This window comes from Synechococcus sp. R55.7 (assembly GCF_047461955.1).
Classification (GTDB): Bacteria; Cyanobacteriota; Cyanobacteriia; order Thermostichales; family Thermostichaceae; genus Thermostichus.
The window spans coordinates 1-4,046 of the sequence record NZ_JANSIC010000232.1; the positions used below are offsets into that span (position 1 = coordinate 1).

At 61.0% G+C, this 4,046-nt stretch carries 4 protein-coding genes; all 4 read right to left on the minus strand.

Features of this window, described 5'->3' with window-relative positions; translation table 11 throughout:
• Positions 1-307: 307 nt before the first annotated feature.
• The gene (locus NW820_RS10810) at positions 308-1,447 is read right to left on the minus strand and encodes a glucose-6-phosphate dehydrogenase assembly protein OpcA (RefSeq protein ID WP_414342551.1); all 1,140 of its coding nucleotides are present in this window, start codon (positions 1,445-1,447) and stop codon (positions 308-310) included.
• A gap of 130 nt (positions 1,448-1,577) precedes the next feature.
• Positions 1,578-3,176, minus strand: coding sequence for a glucose-6-phosphate isomerase (locus NW820_RS10815; protein WP_414342549.1), 1,599 nt, complete (start codon positions 3,174-3,176; stop codon positions 1,578-1,580).
• A 46-nt stretch (positions 3,177-3,222) separates the two neighbouring features.
• Positions 3,223-3,729: a 2-amino-4-hydroxy-6-hydroxymethyldihydropteridine diphosphokinase gene (folK, locus tag NW820_RS10820; RefSeq protein ID WP_414407491.1), complete on the minus strand. Its 507-nt coding sequence runs from the start codon at positions 3,727-3,729 to the stop codon at positions 3,223-3,225.
• A partial coding sequence (gene folB / locus NW820_RS10825; protein ID WP_414407492.1) for a dihydroneopterin aldolase occupies positions 3,726-4,046 on the minus strand: 321 nt, incomplete at its 5' end. The genes folB and folK, both read right to left, overlap by 4 nt.

Genomic DNA, 4,046 nt, shown 5'->3' on the forward strand with positions numbered 1-4,046 from the left:
TTTCTCTATCTCGTCAGTGCTCTCTTTTGGCTCAAATGAAAGATCAACACAACCTGATGTTTTGTCCTTGACTGGTGCCATAAACATAAAAAGTAGCGGGGTTCTATACACTGCCGCTATAAACATCAAGTACAGGGTGGTGGGGCATCCCGTCCTTTTCGCGCTAGCAGCGCGGAGCGCTAACCGGAGTCACTGTTCGCGTCAGCGGGACGGAGTCCTTGAAGCCCGCACTCTCTCGCTTTAGCGGCGCGGAGCGCTTTGCATCAGCATGAGTGCGGGAGTATGTCACTTAAACCAGAAGCAGATCTCAGCTTTTGCCCAGCTTCAGCATCTGATCCACCACCCCTAGGGTTTCTTCGTAGAGGTAGTCGGGGCCAAGCCGCTGCAACTCGGCAGCCAGCAGGGTGTCGAGGGAATCCTGCTCCAGGGGAGCCACCTGGCGAACCACACATCTCTGAGCGCCCCCCATGGCTTCCATGCGCATACACCCTGTGATTTCGGAGCACAGCACAGTACAGGCGTCGGCTTCTTGGTTGCTGGAGGTGAGGCGCAGCCCGATGAGATCCCCCGGCTGGCTGATTTCCGAGGCCAAGGGCACAGCCGCCAGTTCTGCCATCACCTCGCCGCCCATTTGGGTTTGAAAGCGGATGCGGTCAATCTTGTAATCGTGTTCTTGAGCCTGAACCCGCTCTGTGGGAGTCCATCCCAGGCGACCGGCCAGCCAGCCCAGGAAAAGGAACGCCTGGCAGGGATTGCCGGCTTTGTAGTCGAGGTTCACGCGATCTACGAGGTATAGGGACTCCCGCCGGTCGGGAGGGTCAAAGGCTTGGGCGGTGAGTTCCTGCCAAGGCAGCAGCCGCCGCCAGTTGAGATCCCCACAGTGGCGCCCCTCACCCACCAAGAGGTGGATTTCCTGCAGATCTTCTTCTGGATTGACAAAGCCCCGTGAATCGACGATGACCCGGTTGCTCAGAGCCACCAATTTTTGAAACAGCAAGCTGTTCAAATCCAGATCCCCTTGCCACCACAAAAAGGTGGGCAAGTTGGGGATCAGCAGCGAGGCGACCGTGCTGCAGGCCCGCACAAAGGCCGATTCGGGCGCTTTCAGGGTGATGTATTCGCAACAGACCAACGAGCTGCGCTGCTCACGGGTCACCGGACAGTAGGCGGCCACCTGGGCCTCGATGGCGTCGTCTGCAGATCCCTCCCGTTTGGCTCGCAGGTCAATGACGCGACAGGGGTTTTGGGTGGCGATGGCCTCGACGGTGGGAGAAGGTAGCAACAGCGCATCGTCCAGAGATTCGTACACCACCAGGGTAAAGGTGGCAGCGCGGGCGGCAACGCTCTCTCCTTTGGAAGACCAGATCTTGTTCAGCTCCCGCTCAATATCTTCGATGGAGACATCTTTCGGAGTCTGTAAGGGTAGGACGGCAGCAGATTGATCCATAGTCTCCTCCTGGAGTGGACTCTTGCTCGATTCTAGGCAGGCGGGCCGGCTGGCCGGGAAGGGCTTAAGGCGAGGTACAGATTGACCAACTCAAGCCTGCTCTCCGCACTTGCTCCAGGAAACTCGAGGCTCAAGCAGGCCGAGGCTGGATGTTCAGCTCCAAGGGGCGGGCGGGATCCCCTGTCAACAGGACTCCGCGGCCATTGGCGTGTAGGTGCCGCACAATCCAGTACAGGGTTTCTATGCGCTCCGGGCAGCCCAGTTTCTCTGCCAGTTGGGGCAAAGTCAGGGATCCCTGGTGCTCCTGCACCGTCTCTAGCAATCGCCGTTGCAGCTCCAAGACAGCGCTGGCGGCTTTTTTGCCTGCTTCCACCCCCGGTTGATGGTAGGCGTTGATCTGGATTAGGGAGGCATAGAGGCCCACGGCTCGTTCGTAGAGGGCAATCAAGGCCCCCACCGAGCGGGCATCCACCCGTGGCAGCGTTACGGTAATGGAGTCGCGACCGTTTTCGTAGAGGGCCTGGCGGGTGCCCTGCAGCAGGCCGTTCAGGTAGTCGCCACTGGTCACCTGCGGCTCCACGAAGGGGGAAGGGATCCCAGGCTCCCGATCCTGAAGCACCTCGATGAAGGTGACAAAGAAGTTGTTCAAGCCATCCCGCAACTGCTGGACGTAGGCATGTTGGTCGGTGGTGCCCTTGTTGCCGTAAACGGCGATGCCCTGCTCCACACGGTTGCCGTTTAGATCGTGGGATTTGCCCAGGGATTCCATCACCAACTGTTGTAAGTAACGGCTAAACAGCAGCAGGCGATCCTTGTAGGGCAAAACCACCATGTCCTTGCGCCCTTGCCCTTGACCGACGATGTACCAGGCCATGGCCAGCAGAGCGGCGGGATTGCGCTCCAGGTGGGGCAGGCGGGTGGCCTCATCCATGGTGGCTGCCCCGGCCAGCAAAGCCCGGATATCAATGCCCTGCAACGCTGCCGGCAACAGGCCCACCGGGGACGTTTCGGAGGTGCGCCCCCCCACCCAGTCGAAGATGGGGAAGACCTCCAACCACCCCTCCTGCCGCGCCTGCTGCTCCAATTGGCTGCCGGGGCCGGTGATGGCCACCGCATGGGCAGAAAAAGGGATCCCGGCTTTTTGGTAGGCCAGCTTCACCTCCACCAAGCCATTGCGGGGCTCTGGGGTGCCGCCGGATTTGGAGGTGGTGATCACCAGGGTTTGCCCCAGTTGGTCTGCCAGCCGCCCCAGCACCCGGTCAAACCCGTCGGGATCCGTGTTGTCGATGAAGTGGATGTTCAGGGGGGGGTGCAGCGGAGCCAGGGCCTCCGCCACAAATTGCGGCCCCAGAGCTGAGCCGCCAATGCCGATGCAGAGCAGCTCGGTGAACCGTCCCCCCCCGCTGGCCGGGATGGTTCCGCGATGGATCTTTTCGGCAAAGGTTTCCACTCGCTCAATGGAATCCTGAATGGCCTGCCGGATTTCAGGGGTGGGAGCCAGCTCGGGCGCCCGCAGCCAATAGTGGCCCACCTGGCGGCCTTCGTCGGGGTTGGCAATGGCTCCTGCCTCCAAAGCCTGCATATCGGCAAAAGCCTGGGCAAAGCGAGGCCGTAGCGCTTCCACCTGAGGGGGAGTGAAACGGATGCGGCTGATATCGACGAAAATCTCCAGGCCGGGATGGTAGTAAAGCCAATCGCAGTAGCGCTGCCAGAGTTGGAGGCTGTCCATGGGATCCCTTTTGCCGAAATCCCTAACCAGCTTACCAAACTCTTTCTTACTCCCAGCCGAGGGTTGTGCGCTCCAGCCAGGACTGATCCAAACTGATGAGTGCCTCTTTGACCCCCACACCGGTCTCAGGGTGACGCCAGTCGGGAGCGATCTCCCCCAAGGGAGCTAAGACAAAAGCACGTTCCATCATGCGGGGGTGGGGCAACGTCAGCTCAGGGCTGTTCAGGATGCGGCTGCCCATGGCCAGCAGATCCAAATCCAGGGTTCTGGCCTCCCAGCGGATGCGCCGCACCCGTCCTGCCTCCTGCTCGATGGCCAGCAGCGCCCCGAGCAACTCCAGGGGAGACCGGTAGGGGGGAAAGGGATCCAACGCCACCACTGCGTTAAGGTAGTCAGGCTGTCCGGGTGGCCCCCCTTGGGCTGGGCTGCGGTAGAGACTGGAACAGGCCACCACCTCTCCCAGCTGGGGCAGCTTCTGCACAGCCAGGCGCAACTGCTGCAGCGGATCCCCCAAGTTGCTTCCCAGGGCAATGTAGGCCAGGTCGGGATTCATACAGATCGGCGACGGTCGATCTCTACGTAAACATCATCGAACAGCCCCGGCAGGGGAGCTTGGGGCTTGTGAACCCGCACGGTCAGGGCCTCCAGCTGGGGATAGCTCTGCCACAGCCGCTCTGCAATCTGGTCTGCCAAGGTCTCGACCAAGCGGCGGCGCTGGCCGGTCACCTCCTGCCGCACCCTCTCGTACACCTGGGCGTAGTCCACCGTGCGCGAGAGGTCATCTTGGATCTCGGCTAGGGAAAGCCGCATCTCCACGTCCACCACAAAACGCCCACCCAAAACCGCTTCCTCCGGGCAGTGGCCGTGATA